Source organism: Burkholderia sp. M6-3 (assembly GCF_050858985.1).
GTDB classification, from domain to species: Bacteria; Pseudomonadota; Gammaproteobacteria; order Burkholderiales; family Burkholderiaceae; genus Paraburkholderia; species Paraburkholderia caledonica.
In genome coordinates this window covers 310,973-326,458 of record NZ_CP110093.1, presented here as the reverse complement: position 1 = coordinate 326,458, position 15,486 = coordinate 310,973, and the positions used below count along the sequence as shown (strand labels likewise).

General features: G+C 61.4%; 21 protein-coding genes. 10 read left to right on the top strand and 11 right to left on the bottom strand.

All coding sequences use genetic code 11. The features are described from left to right. The first annotated feature begins 30 nt into the window (after nucleotides 1-30). Entirely contained in the window at nucleotides 31-216 is a 186-nt protein-coding gene (locus OH764_RS36740) for a hypothetical protein (RefSeq protein WP_498851863.1), read from the top strand. Between the two features lie 13 nt (nucleotides 217-229). Here the strand turns inward: OH764_RS36740 and OH764_RS36735 are convergent, their stop codons facing one another. Beyond that, entirely contained in the window at nucleotides 230-436 is a 207-nt protein-coding gene (locus tag OH764_RS36735; protein WP_498851862.1) for a hypothetical protein, read from the bottom strand. Between the two features lie 73 nt (nucleotides 437-509). On the opposite strand from OH764_RS36735, the gene OH764_RS36730 reads away from it, so the two are divergent. The 5 genes from OH764_RS36730 (at nucleotide 510) to OH764_RS36710 (ending at nucleotide 3,272) form a co-directional block, all read left to right on the top strand. Next, nucleotides 510-728: a hypothetical protein gene (locus OH764_RS36730; RefSeq protein ID WP_498851861.1), complete on the top strand. Its 219-nt coding sequence runs from the start codon at nucleotides 510-512 to the stop codon at nucleotides 726-728. 85 nt (nucleotides 729-813) lie between these two features. After that, nucleotides 814-1,197: a hypothetical protein gene (locus OH764_RS36725; RefSeq protein ID WP_498851860.1), complete on the top strand. Its 384-nt coding sequence runs from the start codon at nucleotides 814-816 to the stop codon at nucleotides 1,195-1,197. Between the two features lie 132 nt (nucleotides 1,198-1,329). After that, the gene (locus OH764_RS36720; protein ID WP_498851859.1) at nucleotides 1,330-2,307 is read left to right on the top strand and encodes a deazapurine DNA modification protein DpdA family protein; all 978 of its coding nucleotides are present in this window, start codon (nucleotides 1,330-1,332) and stop codon (nucleotides 2,305-2,307) included. Nucleotides 2,308-2,514: 207 nt separating this feature from the next. Next, nucleotides 2,515-2,997, top strand: a complete 483-nt coding sequence (locus tag OH764_RS36715; protein WP_408422725.1) for a DUF2778 domain-containing protein — start codon at nucleotides 2,515-2,517, stop codon at nucleotides 2,995-2,997. Continuing rightward, complete coding sequence (locus tag OH764_RS36710) at nucleotides 2,994-3,272, top strand: hypothetical protein (RefSeq protein WP_408422727.1); 279 nt, start codon at nucleotides 2,994-2,996, stop codon at nucleotides 3,270-3,272. Before OH764_RS36715 ends, OH764_RS36710 begins: the two co-directional genes overlap by 4 nt. 92 nt (nucleotides 3,273-3,364) lie before the next feature. Here the strand turns inward: OH764_RS36710 and OH764_RS36705 are convergent, their stop codons facing one another. The 7 genes from OH764_RS36705 to OH764_RS36675 form a co-directional block, all read right to left on the bottom strand. After that, complete coding sequence (locus OH764_RS36705) at nucleotides 3,365-4,465, bottom strand: DUF746 domain-containing protein (protein ID WP_498851858.1); 1,101 nt, start codon at nucleotides 4,463-4,465, stop codon at nucleotides 3,365-3,367. A gap of 519 nt (nucleotides 4,466-4,984) precedes the next feature. After that, on the bottom strand, nucleotides 4,985-5,308 hold the full coding sequence (locus OH764_RS36700) for a hypothetical protein (RefSeq protein WP_498851857.1): 324 nt from the start codon (nucleotides 5,306-5,308) through the stop codon (nucleotides 4,985-4,987). A 159-nt stretch (nucleotides 5,309-5,467) separates the two neighbouring features. After that, nucleotides 5,468-6,940, bottom strand: coding sequence for a DEAD/DEAH box helicase (locus OH764_RS36695; protein ID WP_498851856.1), 1,473 nt, complete (start codon nucleotides 6,938-6,940; stop codon nucleotides 5,468-5,470). Nucleotides 6,941-7,100: 160 nt separating this feature from the next. Further along, complete coding sequence (locus OH764_RS36690; protein ID WP_498851855.1) at nucleotides 7,101-7,547, bottom strand: hypothetical protein; 447 nt, start codon at nucleotides 7,545-7,547, stop codon at nucleotides 7,101-7,103. A gap of 93 nt (nucleotides 7,548-7,640) precedes the next feature. Continuing rightward, nucleotides 7,641-8,558 carry a tyrosine-type recombinase/integrase gene (locus OH764_RS36685; RefSeq protein ID WP_498851854.1) on the bottom strand — a complete coding sequence of 306 codons (918 nt, stop codon included), beginning with the start codon at nucleotides 8,556-8,558 and terminating at the stop codon, nucleotides 7,641-7,643. A gap of 37 nt (nucleotides 8,559-8,595) precedes the next feature. After that, the gene (locus tag OH764_RS36680) at nucleotides 8,596-9,180 is read right to left on the bottom strand and encodes a nucleoside 2-deoxyribosyltransferase (protein ID WP_498851853.1); all 585 of its coding nucleotides are present in this window, start codon (nucleotides 9,178-9,180) and stop codon (nucleotides 8,596-8,598) included. Then, nucleotides 9,177-9,461, bottom strand: a complete 285-nt coding sequence (locus OH764_RS36675; protein ID WP_498851852.1) for an H-NS histone family protein — start codon at nucleotides 9,459-9,461, stop codon at nucleotides 9,177-9,179. The genes OH764_RS36680 and OH764_RS36675 overlap by 4 nt, the downstream gene beginning before the upstream one ends. A 116-nt stretch (nucleotides 9,462-9,577) precedes the next feature. On the opposite strand from OH764_RS36675, the gene OH764_RS36670 reads away from it, so the two are divergent. Then, a complete protein-coding gene (locus OH764_RS36670) occupies nucleotides 9,578-10,027 on the top strand; it encodes an SET domain-containing protein (protein WP_498851851.1) in 450 nt (149 codons plus the stop codon). Here the strand turns inward: OH764_RS36670 and OH764_RS36665 are convergent. Both OH764_RS36665 and OH764_RS36660 read right to left on the bottom strand, forming a co-directional pair. Next, nucleotides 10,024-10,374 carry an HNH endonuclease gene (locus OH764_RS36665; RefSeq protein WP_498852034.1) on the bottom strand — a complete coding sequence of 117 codons (351 nt, stop codon included), beginning with the start codon at nucleotides 10,372-10,374 and terminating at the stop codon, nucleotides 10,024-10,026. The genes OH764_RS36670 and OH764_RS36665 overlap by 4 nt on opposite strands. Nucleotides 10,375-10,576: 202 nt before the next feature. Beyond that, nucleotides 10,577-10,771 (bottom strand): YqaE/Pmp3 family membrane protein, encoded by a 195-nt coding sequence (locus tag OH764_RS36660; protein ID WP_425181794.1) that lies wholly within the window; start codon nucleotides 10,769-10,771, stop codon nucleotides 10,577-10,579. A gap of 276 nt (nucleotides 10,772-11,047) precedes the next feature. Between OH764_RS36660 and OH764_RS36655 the strand changes: the two genes are divergently transcribed. The 3 genes from OH764_RS36655 to OH764_RS36645 all read left to right on the top strand — a co-directional run bounded on the left by OH764_RS36655 (nucleotide 11,048) and on the right by OH764_RS36645 (nucleotide 14,736). Continuing rightward, a complete protein-coding gene (locus OH764_RS36655; RefSeq protein WP_498851850.1) occupies nucleotides 11,048-11,344 on the top strand; it encodes a hypothetical protein in 297 nt (98 codons plus the stop codon). A 1-nt stretch (nucleotide 11,345) separates the two neighbouring features. After that, nucleotides 11,346-13,325 (top strand): DNA ligase-like domain-containing protein, encoded by a 1,980-nt coding sequence (gene ligD / locus OH764_RS36650; protein ID WP_498851849.1) that lies wholly within the window; start codon nucleotides 11,346-11,348, stop codon nucleotides 13,323-13,325. 523 nt (nucleotides 13,326-13,848) lie between these two features. After that, a complete protein-coding gene (locus tag OH764_RS36645; RefSeq protein WP_498851848.1) occupies nucleotides 13,849-14,736 on the top strand; it encodes a DUF72 domain-containing protein in 888 nt (295 codons plus the stop codon). Nucleotides 14,737-15,078: 342 nt separating this feature from the next. Here the strand turns inward: OH764_RS36645 and OH764_RS36640 are convergent, their stop codons facing one another. Beyond that, nucleotides 15,079-15,270: a hypothetical protein gene (locus OH764_RS36640; RefSeq protein ID WP_498851847.1), complete on the bottom strand. Its 192-nt coding sequence runs from the start codon at nucleotides 15,268-15,270 to the stop codon at nucleotides 15,079-15,081. Between the last annotated feature and the right edge of the window lie 216 nt (nucleotides 15,271-15,486).

The following is a 15,486-nucleotide window of genomic DNA, read 5'->3' as shown; positions in this document are numbered from 1 at the left end:
GTTCCTTCGCTTTTTTTAACGAGGAACGCAATGAAACTGAAGCACGACATGTATGCACGAACCGGAGCGGTCACCGTTTCTGTTCGTCCTGCCACGCGGCGCACGGGCACTGTCCACACCTACGTCCTGAACGGCACGCTCCTGCGTGACGTCCTCGTCGGCGGCAAATGGATAACGCACCACGCCAGCCTCCCCCTCGAATCGCGGGCCGCGTAAGCGGCTCTCCTTTTCATACCGAGTTCATGCCATGACCAACCTGATGATGCTGCTTCTCGCAGCAGGCAGTTCGACGCTGTGTGCCTGCACTATTCAACCGCAGGCCCAGCCTCAGCCGTCGAGGCACGTATCGACGATTGACATCCAGCAGCCGCGAGGTGAGCCGGGCGACTTCATTCTTTGCAACGATGGTCGCGTGCTGGTTTTTCCAGTCGCGCATCCGAAAACCTGTTCCTGATCCGCAAGGCCTCGACCTCGAAAGAGTGTCGGGGCCTTTCGCATGGAGTGCCTTCATGAAGAAACAGATCACTACCGCGGCTGCAATTGGCGCGTTGCTTGCCATTGCATGCCTGTTCTGGGAGCAGCAGTCGGCGGCCGCTTTGTCCGCCACTGCAGGCAAAGCGACACGCGCAACTGGCGCAAGCCCGTCGCCGTTCGACCGGCGACTGAAAGTAGCGATGTCCACAGGCACGCGACGCCACTCGCGTCACGGCGACTGTGCGCCGACCTAACGTCTGACGCATCTTTTACTCACCCGCCGGGGCAAGCCCCCGGACAGGGAGCCTGCCCCGGCAATCCTCTTATGGAGCAGGCCAAATGACTTACTCTTGCACTGATTTTTTTGACGACGTGATGCGGTGTCTCGCCGATTCTGGCGCAATCGCAACCGTCGACATTCCGGAGAACAACCTGGGCGCCGCCGCGGATCTGGCGATGGCGGCAATCGTGACGATGCATCGAGCGAGCCTGTCTTCGAATTTCGTCCGTGAGCTTCTGGATGAAGTTAAGACCCTTGGCACCGTAGCCGAGCAACATGGCACCGCAGCGCTCGCTTTTCTGTTCTACCTCCAGGCCGCGATTCTTAACGACACATTTATCGAGGCGCGGAATCCCGACGACGCAGGTCTGCTTGCGCTCATCAGGCGTCTTCCCACAGGCGTCAGCTGGATGAAGCATATCCGGGTCGTGGAGTCTTCCTAGCACGCATTTATACCCCTACGGGATCACGCTCCCGTAGGGGCGTGATCGCTGCGCAGCCGTTGTACTTTTCTTCCCATCCCTTGCGGGGCACGCCCGCGAGGGGCTGCTCCGCATTTTCCATTGGAGTAGCAAATGACTCGAGGCACACGCGTGCCCGGCATGCCGGTGCTGCAAAAAAACGCTCATGTAGATGACGGGCTGCTCGTTCGGGTGGGCATCCCGCATAGCGGCGGTCGGCTCGCCTTTCATGCTTTCAACGAAGGATACCCGGCGATGGTGTCGGCGTCCGCCTTCTGGAACCGGCAGACCGGCCAATTCCGTATCTCGCGAGCGACCGATCTCACGGAAACCGACTTTGCCCTGGATAGCGCGGGTTTTTCGGCGATGAAGCTTTTTCAGTCAAAGGGTCGGCAAAGCGGAATCGCGGGCGTCTATCCCTGGACTATGGAGCAGTTCGTCGAACTGGCATCCTGTTCAGGGGCGGCCTGGGTCGCCCAGCCGGACATGTGCTGTGAACCTGAGCTCGCAGCGAACCAGGATGCGGTCGACTATCGGGTGAACGCAACGGCGACGTTGCTCGAAGCGATGCTGCGGGTCGTCTATGCCTGGCAAGATCAGCTAGCGGCAAGTTGTAGCGCCGAAGTTGTGCAGAACACTGTCCGGATTCCGGTACCCGTTGCACAGGGTTGGAAAGTTGACGATTACCGACGAAGCATCGACCTGTTGCTCCAAGTGTGGGAGCGGTGGGTGCCGTGGATTGCGGCGCCGGTTCTTATCGGTCTGGGTTCGGTCTGTCGGCGGCACCTGACCGATCGCGGGCACGGGCTGTTCGCCATCCTTGAAGGCCTGGAAGCGCACCTGCCGGCCGGTTCCAAACTTCACCTGTTCGGCGTAAAAGGGCAAGCCCTGGAGCGCGTCAAGATGTATGACTGGGTGGCAAGCGTGGATTCCATGGCACCGGACTTTGCGGCCCGCGTGAAAGCGCGGCAGGCGGGAACGCCCAATACAATTGCTCACCGGGCGGCCGAGATGGATCGTTGGATGAGCAGTGCGTCGCGCCGGGTCGCTCCTCGGAGCGGCGATCAGTTTCGCCTCTCGTTCAACGGCTAGGCCCCGATAGTACTGTGATCAGCCCGCGGGTTCCTCTGGAACCGCGGGCTCTTTTTTCGTCTGAGACGGGCAGCGTCCCATAGCCCCGTTTGCAGAGAGCGGGTTATCAATGCACGCGGCATATTCTCGAAGCGACTACGCCTCGGCAATTGCGCAACAGTGGCGATTTGTCATACCTTACGGCAATCACAGATTCAAAGGTCTGGTATGCCAGCACAATGCACATTTGCACTCAACGGGTTGAAGGTCTCGACGCTCCTATGCAGCGGTTTTGGCGGAGTAGCCGCTTTCTCCGGCAACAAGAGTCACGTCGATAACCCTGCAGACACTGCTGTCGTCGGCGCCGGTCCGATCCCGAAGGGCCGCTATTACATCATCAAGCGCGAGACGGGTGGGCGGCTTGGGCGCGTGCGCGACCTCGCCCTGGATATGTGGTCAAACAGCAATCGGGCGAGTTGGTTCGCGCTGTACAGTGCCGACGGCAAGATCGATGATTGGACTTTCGTGAACGGCGTGAAGCGCGGCAATTTCCGGTTGCATCCGAACGGCCGCTGGGGTATCAGCGACGGCTGTATAACGCTCCCATCGCAGGCGCAGTTTGACCGTCTGAGCGCCTACCTCCTGTCACAACCGTCAGCGGTGATCCCCGGCACGGATATCCCCTACTACGGAACGGTGGACGTGCGATGAAAGGTCTCTTGCGCGTGGGCCTTGCGGTCCTGCTCACCCCACTCGTGTTCATCGGTCTTTCGCGTATTGACCCACTCGCGCGCTGGGTCGGAAGCGACGCCGTATGGACGGTACTCACGCCATTATTTCGTATGTTTGGCGCCGTTGGCACTGAAGGCGAAGAAAGCGTAGTGCTCTGCGTGCTGCTTGCCGTCAGCTTCATCACTGCGGCGCTCCTGGTCGGGATTGCATCGGTCCTTATCCAGAGGCAAAGACAGCGCCAGGCAGCGCGGTAAGCGCTCCGCCGTGTTCCGGTGAGTATGTTGCGTGTCATCTGCTCCTGAACGGACGACGGCGGCTGTGCCTGCCGGACCTGCGCTCCGTAGACTTAAAGGGCGTCGATGCTGATGTCGAAGAATCCGTTGCATCCGGTGCAACGGAACAGGCGCCGCTTGAGTTCGGCCGCCGTCCGCTTCCTAGTCCGTTTGAAACCGTGCGGTCGCGCCTCGACCTGCTTCGAGCAGTGCGGGCAGTCCATCAGCGGCCGCGGAGCTTTAAGTCCAAGCCGCACGCGCCGCTCAAAGTTGCCGGTCGGATCCAGGAGCAACAGCCACTCGCGGAATCGCCGGACCCAGGCCTTTACTATTTCAGGCGTCGTCCCGAGTTCGTCTGCGGCATGAGCGAGCGGCCGATGCTGCGAAAGCAGAGGCAGGAACGCATACAGGATGTCCTTGCGCAGCATCTTGGCCAGCGGCGTACGGGTCGCACGCGAATACAACCTTGCGCACCCACGGCACTGGAATTGGGGCAGAGGCGAGCGCGCGCGCTTCATAGAGGCAAGTCGAGTGTTGTCGCTGCCGCAATGCGGGCACGGCGGCGGTTCGACATTGTCGGAGAGGGTCCGGTCGACGTGGCTTTTCAGAAAACGCGTCAGTTCCTTGTCCTCGACGTGGCGTCGCGGAAGAGGACTGGTGTGACGCAGCGGGCTGCCGAAATCAAACCGGTCTGCATCGAGAGCTGAGAGCAGCGGCGTTGGCACCGGCACCGGCGCCGTGCGGGGCTGCGTTCTGACCGAAGCAGATTCGACACGCGGCAGATCCGGGGCCTCGAGTCCGGCGCGTCGACGGCGCTCGGCCGCGTTGAGCGCCAGGTCATTGGCCACAATGACGGGTACGTCCCCGCCGGTCGTGCCAGCGTCGAGCGGCCACACGTAAGCGCACGACGGACACTTCGCCCGCCGTTGGTCGTCGGCGGTGAACCCTCCGTTGTTCAGTTGCCCATCATGTCCGCATTTCGGACATTCGCCGTGCGGGCGGTACTTCAGGCCGAGCCTGACAAGCGGCGTCCACTGACCATCGGGATCGTGCAACGCAATCAGTTGCCGGAAGCGCATCAACCAGTTCGAGACGGCCCCGTAATCGACGCCCAGACGCCGCGACACCTCCTCGAGCGGCACCGGCTGGGACAGAAGCCGGAAGAACTCGGGCATTTTCTTCGCGAACCGGAGGCGGGCAATGGGGCTGCCCGTCAGTCGTGTGTACAAACGACGGCAATCGGCGCACCGAAAATACGGCACTGCATGATACTCATTCGCCCGCTGGTGCAGGCGGCCACGGGCGCCAGCGCAATGCGGGCATCGCGGCACCGGAGTCGCGTCAGCCGAATGGAGCTCCGCCCAGAGGCTACCGACGAAGGCGGTAAGGGCGGGATTTTCTGTGTCGCCGTACTCCCGCGCTCTGCCGTGCGTGATTGGCTCGTGCGCATCGAAGACAACCTGGGTGCTAACGGAGCGTCCCAAGCGCCGGGAAGATTGTTCTTTCGGTAGGCCTGCCATCTCGTTCGGCGATCTGCAATAAGCGGTAATTCTAGGAGATATTGAGGTGCACCTCTGACCAGGGGCGGCGAGCTTCAAAAACGGACGTTTATCGCCGCGGTTTGTCCGGATCGACGTCGTGAGAAACCTTGAGCGTCAAGACCTTCCCACGGTCAAACAAGGCCCGCGCGGTATTCACGCATCATTTGCCTGATTTCTTGCCGACGTAGGTCGGGATCGGGTTTCCTGATCGATGAGGTCATCGTCCACGCTTTCCGGCAACAGCAGTTGCATATCGCTCAGCGTAAGATATTCGACGGCGTCCCCACTATCGCCAAATTTCTCGTAGCACCGGGCATAGAGTTTAACAGTAGCGCAGGACAGGCCTGTCTCCTTCGCTACGTACTCATTGACGGAAGCCCTTGCATGTTTCCGTATGGCGGGCGTGTCTCCTTTTTTGGCGACGGAATCTGCTTCGTAACGCTCCACGATAAGGGCAATCGCTCTGCCAGCTTCCATGTGATTGCGCGAAGCGCCGCAGACGAGCCTCAGATAGTCGATGGACCGTTCATCGTATCCGGTGTCCGGCCCGACGCAGTGTCCAATTCCTCCGTGTTGCCGCCTCGCTGTTCCATATGCTCGCTCATCTTTCCGCCTTGCAGTTTCACGACAGTCTTATCAGCTTTCGGCCGCATCCGTGAAAACTTTAAGTAGATCGTTGCGCAACTCCGATACGTCCATTTCATTCCGGGCGCGTGTCAGGCCGACATAGAGCAAGCGCTTCTCTTCGTCGGCCATCGTAGTGCGTCCGTCGTCTTCCGTCTTGAACCGGAAGTCGCCGCAGACCTTCACCCGGTTCCATTCAAGACCTTTGGCGCGGTGAATCGTTGAAACCACGTAGTCCGCCTCCGCTTCCGGCGAGGCGCGGGACAGGAGGTCGCGCAGATACGTAGTGCCTTCACGATCGATAAGCTGGACGACCGGAAGCAGATCGCGACCAGCGTGCGTCGCCGCGTATTGCTGGACGTCACGCCATGTTTCGAACAGTGCGAGCGATGCGGGACTGAATGTGCGTTGACCCCGCATCAGGCGGTCTGCGCCGTCGGCGAATGCAAGGATCTCCTCCACGTTCGCTCGCACAGCGACCTTGTGTCCACTTTGCAGTCCGTTTGCCAGCGTCCCGATGACGGTCACGTTCTTGCGGCACAGGATCGCGTCGAAGCGCCGGGTAGGGTCATGCTCCTCGAAGAAAGTCGATGAGACGTTGGCCTGGCCGCGAACCGGTACGCGCTCGCCCAGGAGGTTCAGAACGCGTGAAGCAAGCGCGGCAAAGTGCGGTCCGAAACGGAACGACTCGGTGAGCGCGCACTCCCGTGCCTTGATGTATTCCATGGCGTTGACCGCACCGCGCCACTCGTAGATCTGCTGATAGGGGTCGCCCACATAAATGACCTGCGCGTGCTCCTGGCGACGCAGGACCGACAGCATCAGACCGTCGCTGTCCTGCGCCTCATCGAACAGGATGAAATCGGCGCCGATCTGCGGCCGCGACCGCTCCCACGTCTTCAGATACGTGTCCGGCGTGATGGCTGTCTTTCCCTGCGGGTCGATACTCTCGTTCCAGTGCCGCACCACGAAAGGCAACAGCATCGCTCGCAACTCGTCGGCCGACTGCTCGGTGATCATCTCGTCGACCGGAATGTGCCACGCCTGCGGCTCGTCCTGTGCCGACCGGCAAAAGCGTGCTGCGCCATCTGCAACGAGGCGGCCGACCTGAAAGGCGGATAGCTCGACGTTTTTGCCAATAATCGTCGGAACGCGGACGGGGCCGAGCCCGTACCTGGCAGCGAGAAGGTGAGGCGGCTCCTTTGGAAGGTTCAGCCGCGCGGTCAGCGCCTTGTCGGTGGCCCGGAAGGCGACCGAATGGACCGTCTGACACATGACGTTGCGCGGAAACTTCCGCCTGGCTTCCGCCGCAATGTCCTTATTGAAGGCGAGGTACTGGCCACGCTTCGTCCTGAACCGTTCGGCGATCATCCCGAGCGTCGAGGTCTTGCCGGCGCCGGCGTACGCCTTGACTTTTACCGTAGCGCCGGAGGCGACCGTCTCGAGCGTGTCGAGCTGTTCGTTCGTCGGCTTGATTGTTTTCATGCGCTCTCGAATGATGTGGGCAGCGGAGGGCTGTGATGCGGGTTGCGGGACACACGAACTGCAGGACATTCTGACCGGTCGCGCAGGTGCACGCCCCGTCGAAAGACGGCGTAACAGCACCGCCTTTCGGGCTTGTGAACCGGCCGACCGCGTCACACGCCTAGCGCAGCGCGTTAGCTATGTCGCGCGGCACGGCAACGGGCTCGGCGTGGCTGGTCTGTACGCGGGTTCGTCCGGCGACAACCGACTCAGACCGGATCGCGACACGTTCCCGGAACAGACCGCGACCCGTTGTGACATGCGTCGCCTCGTATGGGTTGCCACGCTTGATGTAGTCCCCAACGTCGAAATCGATTGGAAACAGCGACGACTCTTCGCCGCTCTCGACGACGAGCCGGATGGCGTTCAGCGGAACACCGCGCAGGTGAGTATCCAGAATGCGATTCAGGATCTGGTCCCGGACGATGGATGACTCCATCGGACCCTGGTACCCGGCCTTCGTCTCAAGCAGATGGACAATCGCCAGACGCTCAGTTGTTGCGGTAAGCGCAATGCGGAACTGAAGGGCGCATGGCCTGCCCGTTTCATCGGGATAGGCCATGTCCATGAATGATGTTTTGTATGGCATTTAGCACTCCGGACAAAGGTTGTGCCGGCACAGATGAACCGGCAAGACCAGCCTACGGAGTTGGAAGCGAAGTCAAGTCGTCTGGGCGCTAATGGTGTCGCGGATGCGGATAACGGTGCGATGACTGGACAGACCCAGCATTGCGCTCGTCTGTTCGTTGGTGCGGCCAGACAGCAACTGACGACGCGCGAAGGTATTTCGCAACACGCGCGGGCTCATGTCCGGCGCAGCGAAGCCGATCGCGTCCAATGCGTCGCGGACGATTGCACCGAGGAGCACATCGTTGATGGGCTTGTCATCTGTGCGCGGCGCGGGGAAAAGAAGCGCGCCGTCGGGCGACGGATGAAGCCGCTGCCATGCCGCAAGCGCAGGCGTCGAGAAGGCGGGAAGGGCCACAGTCCTCTCGAGGCGTGTCCCTCGCTTTGGAACGGATACCTGCGGCCGTACCCCTTCGACGACGACGTCGCGCCATCGTGTGCCGCGCAGTTCGGCCGCAGTGAGGCCCGCCCCCAGCAGCAGCGCTACGACAGCGCGGTTGCGGCAGAGGCGGGCATCGTCGCCGGCGTCGGGTTGCACGAAGGTCTGCAGCGCCGCGTCGGCGGCCGGATCGAGAAAGAGCGGGTCGGGCTCGTCCTCGGGCCAGGCTGCCGAGAGCGCGAAGGTCGCCGCGGGATTGCTGTGACGCAGGCCGACGTCGACCAGATGCCGGCACAGCCGGTCGATCAGCTTGACGTAACGCAGGCGCGTCGTCGTCCCTGGCGCACAGCGGTTTTCGACGTCGTCAAAGAAAGAATCAAGGTGCTCGGGCCCGAACGTCGCGAGTGCCACGCCTCGGGTGAGCAGATGGCGCAGGAACCGGTCGAACATCGCCTTGTGCTGCACGATCGAGCGCTGGGAGAACCGGCGGCGGTCCGCGCCGGCCGCCTCTGTCGTCTGCCAGTGGAGATAAGCGGTGTGCGGCTCGGCTGTCCACAGATGCGACTCGTTCATGGCATTTAGCACCTTATATACTGAAGTGGCGTCAACCCTACACCTGGCGAATCTTCGATTCGCCAATTCGCCTCCAGGAAGAGGGGGCTGTCGTGCCGCCCTCATAGGCCTCGGAGATCGCGCGCAGGCACGCTAGCGGACCGCCCTGGACGATCTTTGCGGCGCACGCGAGCATCAGGTTAAGGGGGAGCCCGAAATCCTCAACCAGATAGCCGCGTTCGCAGACATCGCCGAGCTGTGTCGCGCTGCGTGGCACGCGCTCGCGCAACGCGGCGAGATCCTCCCGATAAGCCCAGATGGGCTTCCCAAGCGCAGCCGCAAACCCGATTTCGAACGCGGTGCCGCTGTCCGGCTCGCCCGCGCCGCGAAAATCTGCGACGTTGGCCATGACAATATCCGCGCGGCGGATCGCTGCCAGATTGGAGCGATAGATCCACGCAGCTTTTTCCTGCGGCGACAGGTCAGCCGGCACCAGCGCATCGAGCGGGTAGAGGCCCTCGAATCCGGCGTCCGCGCACATCCGCCGGAGCGAGCGACCGTAGTCGAGTGCATCGACGCGGAAAACGTCAAACCTGGCGAGATAGATCCGGGCCTTGACAACGTCGTGCTGCGCGCCACTCATTCTTTGATGCGAAAGCGTTCGAGGTCCTGATCCTTGATCCAGTGCGGTGCGCGGCCGCGCCCGCTCCATGTGTCTCCCGTCTCGGGATTGCGATACTTCGGCGCCACGGGCACGCCCGCATCTCTGCGACGCTTTCCAAAGACGTCTTCTGGCGAAAAACCGAATTCCGCGACGGCTTCGCGCACCCGTTCGAGCTCGGCAGCGGCCTCTTTTTTGCGGGCTTCGGCGATCAGCTTTTCGAGTTGCTCCTTCTGCGCAAGCAGATCTTTATAGCGTTCCATGTGGTTGAATTCTCGTTGAGTATGATGGACGATTCTACCAGGCGCGAGTTGCTGTCAAGTCGGCAGCCGGGCCACACCAATGAGCGCACGCTCGACATTCACTGCAACAGGTACTGATGAAAAGAATTGCTGTCCGCCGCTCGGGCGTTCACGGTCGCGGCGTCTTTGCGCTACGACCGATCAGCGCGGGCGAACTCATCCTTGAGTACGCCGGCACGGTCATGAGCTGGAAGCAGGCTATAACTCGCCATCGCCGTTTCGGGAAGGAGGGCCACACGTACCTTTTTGGACTATCCGATGGGCGGGTCATCGACGGCTCGCTTGGCGGCAACAGCGCGCGCTGGCTCAACCACGCCTGCGTCGCCAATTGCGAGGCCGTCGAATCCAATGGAAGGGTGCACATCCACGCGCTCTCGGATATCAAGCCGGGCCAGGAGCTTTTCATCTCATATGGCCTGTCGGTAGAGGGCCGCCTGTCGGCAGCCGTGCGGGCGCAATACGAGTGCCGATGTGGTCACCGTCAATGTCGCGGGACGATGCTCGCCGCAACCACCTACCGTGGCTAGCCGACGCGGTCTGGTGGCGCCGCGGTTCGTTCAGCACGCAGACGTTCACGAAGCAGGACCTTCTCGACGACCGGCAGATCCGCGGCGAGCTCGTTGCATTTCTTATGGGCGAGCGCCAGATTGGCGAGCCGCGACGTGCCACCGTCTTTCTCTGATAGCAGGTGTTCAAGCGTGACGTCTTCATTTTCCAGCGCGGCACCACAGTAAAAGCAGTTACTCCCGTCCCGGGCCCGTAAGCTTCTCAGACGCGATGACCGCTTCTTCTGACTGGGATTAGTGGCGTCTCGCGCTCTGCATGAAGACGATGGCGCTCCGTTTCCGAGTGGCCGCGTGAGCCTGATCGTCATCGGTGTCATGTGGACCAGTTCAGCCGCACCTTTCCCGAGTAGAGCCATTGCGCGTTCAAGCGAGCAGTTCGACGCAGCCAGGCCGGTTTGATCCAACACCGAAACCGTAGACATTCCTGCTTCCGTTTGCATACCAGAAGTGACGCCGGGCCATCGACAGTCACCTCACGACCCGGCAGCGTGGAGCCGCGATTGGCATCGATCAGCCGCGACTTCCCAGCGCACGTTCGATCTTCTGGTCCGTCTTGTACTGGCTCAAGGCGAAAACGGACCAGATCGCCGCGGGAACCCAGCCGATTATTGTCAGCTGAAGCAGCAGGCAGATGATGCCGGCGAAGGGGCGACCGATGGTGAAGAACTGGAGCCACGGCAAAATGATGGCGAGCAGTAGACGCATTTTTAATTCCTTTGGTTAATGAATTTAGACCGACGGGCGCCACTCGAGATAATCGTAGTATTTAACGGCTCGAGCGCCCCGATCTTTAATGAAACTTAACGGCAGCGGCTGGCGCCGTGCTGCCCAAAGGCTGCGGAGTCCAACCGGGCTGCAAGGTAGCCGAGTGCGGTATAGAAACTGCTGTTCTGGGATAGGCCACTGCGACACGGCCCGGTATGCATTCCGATTCACGCATTCGTTTATGGACTACCCGCGCGCGGGGTCGAGAGGACTGTCATGACCCGAGATCAGTTTGTTCAACAGCTTGCAATGATGCTCCGGGATTTACCGCAAGGCACCGCCGCTGACCTGAACGAGTGTATGGTTGCTTACTGGAACGGAAGCGAGGTTGTGTTTGCGTTCCTATGTGAGCGTGGAACGGACGCGATCGAGGAAGAGTTCAACATCGACGACTATGTCTGGGAAGACTGGCAGCCGACGTTTGAAAAGTGGATATCGTCTCCTTCCTTTAGCAATCGCCCGGAGGTGCTCGCATGGCTGAGCGACGCACCTCCGCACGAGGCCGGCGAGTGACATGGGGCGCTGGAACCGGGCCAATCCTGCACGTGTCGCCGCGCGAGCGGATCAAAGCGAAGGTGGACCGCCGGCGTTGATACAGCCGCAACTGGCGACACTGGTGGGCCGTCCGCCGAAGGGCGGCGACTGGTCCTACGAAATCAAGTTCGACGGTTATCGCGTGATGACGCGTATTGAACGCGGTAGCACCCAGATTTTTACCCGCAACGGACACGACTGGACAGCGCGCATGCCTCGGCTAGCCGATGCCTGCAACGCCCTACAGGTTGACGACGCCTGGCTTGACGGGGAGGCGATCGTGCTCGACTCGGGCGGCCGCCCCGATTTCAACGCGCTGCAGAACGCCTTCGACCGGCGCAGCACGTCCGACATTGTCATGTTCGTGTTTGACATCCTCTGGTTGAATGGGGTCGATCTGCGCGAACAACCGTTGCGTTCCCGCCGCGCGCTTTTGCGCGAACTGATGGAGCAGGCGACATCCAACGCGATACGTTTTTCGGAAGACTTTCCGCAGGACCCCGTGTCCCTTGTCGCCTCCGCATGCAAGATGAAGCTCGAGGGCATCATCGGCAAGAGGGCGGACGCGCCTTACCGTTCCGGTCGCTCGACGGATTGGATCAAACTCAAGTGCCAGGCCAGGCAGGAGTTCGTTGTAGGCGGCTTCACGCGCGCGAAGGGCGCGCGGGCGGGAGTGCAATCGCTGCTGCTTGGCGTGCATGAAAAGGACGGTTCCCTGCGTTACGCGGGCAGCGTGAGACCGTACTTTTCATCCCGCGCCGCGTCCGCCTTCCTGGCGAGAGCAGACGCCGTGCGCCGCGAGTCCACTGCCTTCTACAACCCGCCGAAGCCGGAGAAGGAACGGGATTATCTGTGGCTCGCCCCGTCGATCGTCGTTGAATGCTCGTTTCTCGAATGGACGCCGGGCGGCGAAGTGCGTCACCCGGTCTTCCATGCTGTGCGCGACGACAAGCCCGCGTCCGCAGTCAGCGAAGAGCCGATGGTGGCCGTAGAGTCCGCCGAGCCAGTGGAAGCCGACGCCGGCTCTACACGGGAAGTGGCGGGCGCCAAGGGCGCAGTGAAGATCGGTGGCATCCGGATCACCAATGCGCAGCGTGTTCTGGACGAAGTCACCGGCTACACAAAGAGGGAACTGGCGGAGTACTACGCCGCGATCGCCGGGTGGGCGTTGCCCCATCTGCAGAACCGGCCGCTCGCACTCGTCCGTGCGCCAGACGGGATCAAGGGCGAACTTTTTTTCCAGAAGCACAGTGAGAGAGCGCGCATTCCGGGTGTGGTCGAACTGCCTCCCGCGCTGCATCCACGTCACCCTCCGTTACTGGTAGCGGCCAGCGAAGAGGCGCTCGTTGGCTTGGCACAGATGAGCGTCATCGAGATCCACACGTGGAATGCCGTCGCGCCGGACCTTGAGCATCCTGATCGCATCATCTTCGATCTCGATCCGGACCCGGCGCTGCCTTGGACTGCGATGCTCGAAGCCGCAGAGCTCCTGAAGGTCGTACTTGACGAGATTGGCCTGCGCTCTTTCCCAAAGACGAGCGGCGGCAAAGGCTTTCACGTCGTCGTGCCGTTGACCCGGCGTCAGGGGTGGAGCGAAACAAAGGCTTTCGCTCACGCGGTGGCACGGCACATGGCGCGGGTCGTGCCGCAGCGGTTTTCTGCAGTGCTTGGCCCTAAAAACCGCGTCGGCAAGATCTTCATCGACTACCTGCGCAACGGTCGCGGTGCGAGCACGGTAGCCGCGTTCTCGGTGCGTGCAAGGTCAGGAATGGGCGTATCGATGCCCGTCTCGTGGGACGAACTGAAAGAAGTCAGCCGCGGCGACGAGTGGACCATGCGCAAAGCGGTACAGCGGCAGCGCTCACTAGCCTCCGACCCGTGGCAGGGCTACTGGCACACCCGGCAAGGCGTCACTGCGGCGATGCGACGTGCAGTCGGCATGGTCACTGCGAGTCGTTGAGGCCGCGCGAAGAGTCTTCAAGGACGCATGCGCATGGCCCCCTGCGGCAAAGGGGAGCGTGAAAGCGTGGAGAGGCTGGCACTTCCGATGCTCGGGCCTTGTTCAGTTGCGAGACGACGGAGTGCACCGTGAAAAGACTGACGATATTCAATCTGCTATGCCCTTGTGGGCACCGTGGCTGCATTGTTGAAAGCGCAGACGACAGCGCGGTACCAGCCTGGCACTTCAACTTTGCGAAGAGCCTTTCCCACGCTGGAGATTACGAAGGTCTCGACCCGATGTTCGCCGATGTAAAGCCCGCCTGCCCCGATTGCGGATTGTCGCTGGGCCCGGAGCACGTCGTGGCGCGGGTTGAGGTACCTGTTACGGGCGGCGACATGCCCGGCGCTATCTCAGGCGCTATGCTTTCATCGATCGGTCTCCGGGACGGCCGCGAGCCGGGGTAATCGACGTCATATCTTCCGGGAGATGCGCGCATCCCCCATGGCAGAATGGACGTCCCCGCATCTCAACGGAGACTGGCATGTCGATTCTGGTCGGGACAGCCTCGTGGACCGATAAAACGCTAATCGAGTCGGGCGCCTTCTACCCTCCCGGCTGCAATAGCGCAGAAGCTCGTCTGCGGTATTACGCAAGCGTGTTCCCGTTGGTCGAAGTCGATTCCTCGTACTACGCGATGCCGAGCGCGACCAACAGTGCCCTATGGGTTGAGCGCACACCCCCGGGGTTCGTCTTCGACGTCAAGGCCTTCCGGCTGTTCACCGGCCACCAGACCGAGCCGCGATTTTTTCCAAAGGATCTTCAGGCAGACCTTCCAAGCACCGGCAAGAAGAACCTCTACTACAAGGACATCCCGCAAGCGGTGCTGGATGAACTGTGGGCCCGCTTTTTTGAGGCGCTGCAGCCGTTACATGTGGCCGGGAAGCTCGGCTCAGTGCTTTTTCAGTTTCCTCACTGGATCACCGCGGTACCGAAAGCCAGGGAACACGTTGAACACTGTGCGGAGCGCATGCATCCGTTCCTCACCGCATTTGAGTTCAGGCATGAGAGCTGGTTGGGCGAAAAGCACCGGGAGTCGACGCTGGCAATGGAGCGGGAACGCGGGGTTGTGCACGTCATTGTCGATGCGCCGGAGGGAGTGTCAAAACGAGCACACACCGTTTGGGAGGCGACCTCGCCGGAACTCGCGATCGTGCGGCTGCACGGCCGCAATGCAGACACGTGGTCGGGCGCCGAATCGGCCGCCGATCGCTTCAACTATGAGTACTCGGAGGACGAATTGCACTCGCTCGCGCCGGACATCCAGGCGATTGCGAAGAACGTCGGCCGCACGCACGTCCTGTTCAACAACTGCTATAGGGACGTCGCACAGCGCAACGCGCGAATGATGACACGGCTGCTCAGCCCATAATCTTCGTTACCGGGAAACGAAAATGCCGTCATGCGCGAGAAGGCTCTCGCGCAATGTGCCGCAGGCTACCTGAAAAAACCAGTGGACGGAACCATATTGATCAGGGCGGTGGAAATAGCGTCAGCATCACCAGGACGCCCGAATGGTTCACGCCTTACCTGCTCGCCTGCTCGATGCTCTCTCAAAGCTGATCCGGCGCTCCTTAGGCAAGCGGATCGGTAGTTAACGGCTAGCCTTTGAAGGGCTGGGAGTCGCGCATGATGCTCTGCACGGGACAGTGAATTGCTTAACGTCGGACTGCCGAATGGAGACGACGCACGATTGCCGGCAGTATCGCTTCATCTAAAACCCGAGCCCGACGCCGACGCCTCCGAAACCGCTCCCACCGAAACTGCCTGCCCCGATCCCGATGCCGAAATTGGGGGGCGGCGCATAATAGCCGGGCGGGTCGCCGTAGCCGTAGTAGGGCGGCTGGGCAGCGACGCAACCCGCAATACTGAGCGCTAAAGCCAGGATGCCAAGTAGCTTGACCATGATGCGCTCCCTTCCATTAGCAGGACAGGTACATCCCGCGCAAGATCCGGTCCCCCGCTGGCCGTCCTCGAGACAGCAAGATTCCGCGCGTGCAACCATGCACGCGTCGCGCTAATAGCCGTCTGAGCAAACGTCCAAGTGCGATTTTGTCATCGAGCCATCGAGCAGGTGTCCTGCGATGTCGCCGTCCGTCCCAGTACGGCCAATTTCGGCCGT

Bases quoted from the DNA above. Each gene is read 5' to 3' on its own strand.
- OH764_RS36735 (WP_498851862.1), bottom strand. From the start codon at position 436: ATGCGCGACTGGAAAAACCAGCACGCGACCATCGTTGCAAAGAATGAA.
- OH764_RS36700 (WP_498851857.1), bottom strand. From the start codon at position 5,308: ATGGAAGCTGGCAGAGCGATTGCCCTTATCGTGGAGCGTTACGAAGCA.
- OH764_RS36715 (WP_408422725.1), top strand. From the start codon at position 2,515: ATGCCAGCACAATGCACATTTGCACTCAACGGGTTGAAGGTCTCGACG.
- OH764_RS36740 (WP_498851863.1), top strand. From the start codon at position 31: ATGAAACTGAAGCACGACATGTATGCACGAACCGGAGCGGTCACCGTT.
- OH764_RS36720 (WP_498851859.1), top strand. From the start codon at position 1,330: ATGACTCGAGGCACACGCGTGCCCGGCATGCCGGTGCTGCAAAAAAAC.
- OH764_RS36730 (WP_498851861.1), top strand. From the start codon at position 510: ATGAAGAAACAGATCACTACCGCGGCTGCAATTGGCGCGTTGCTTGCC.
- OH764_RS36645 (WP_498851848.1), top strand. From the start codon at position 13,849: ATGTCGATTCTGGTCGGGACAGCCTCGTGGACCGATAAAACGCTAATC.
- OH764_RS36710 (WP_408422727.1), top strand. From the start codon at position 2,994: ATGAAAGGTCTCTTGCGCGTGGGCCTTGCGGTCCTGCTCACCCCACTC.
- OH764_RS36705 (WP_498851858.1), bottom strand. From the start codon at position 4,465: ATGCCCGAGTTCTTCCGGCTTCTGTCCCAGCCGGTGCCGCTCGAGGAG.
- OH764_RS36685 (WP_498851854.1), bottom strand. From the start codon at position 8,558: ATGAACGAGTCGCATCTGTGGACAGCCGAGCCGCACACCGCTTATCTC.
- OH764_RS36695 (WP_498851856.1), bottom strand. From the start codon at position 6,940: ATGAAAACAATCAAGCCGACGAACGAACAGCTCGACACGCTCGAGACG.
- OH764_RS36640 (WP_498851847.1), bottom strand. From the start codon at position 15,270: ATGGTCAAGCTACTTGGCATCCTGGCTTTAGCGCTCAGTATTGCGGGT.
- OH764_RS36680 (WP_498851853.1), bottom strand. From the start codon at position 9,180: ATGAGTGGCGCGCAGCACGACGTTGTCAAGGCCCGGATCTATCTCGCC.
- OH764_RS36660 (WP_425181794.1), bottom strand. From the start codon at position 10,771: ATGCGTCTACTGCTCGCCATCATTTTGCCGTGGCTCCAGTTCTTCACC.
- OH764_RS36665 (WP_498852034.1), bottom strand. From the start codon at position 10,374: ATGACGATCAGGCTCACGCGGCCACTCGGAAACGGAGCGCCATCGTCT.
- OH764_RS36655 (WP_498851850.1), top strand. From the start codon at position 11,048: ATGACCCGAGATCAGTTTGTTCAACAGCTTGCAATGATGCTCCGGGAT.
- OH764_RS36690 (WP_498851855.1), bottom strand. From the start codon at position 7,547: ATGGACATGGCCTATCCCGATGAAACGGGCAGGCCATGCGCCCTTCAG.
- OH764_RS36675 (WP_498851852.1), bottom strand. From the start codon at position 9,461: ATGGAACGCTATAAAGATCTGCTTGCGCAGAAGGAGCAACTCGAAAAG.
- ligD (WP_498851849.1), top strand. From the start codon at position 11,346: ATGGGGCGCTGGAACCGGGCCAATCCTGCACGTGTCGCCGCGCGAGCG.
- OH764_RS36725 (WP_498851860.1), top strand. From the start codon at position 814: ATGACTTACTCTTGCACTGATTTTTTTGACGACGTGATGCGGTGTCTC.
- OH764_RS36670 (WP_498851851.1), top strand. From the start codon at position 9,578: ATGAAAAGAATTGCTGTCCGCCGCTCGGGCGTTCACGGTCGCGGCGTC.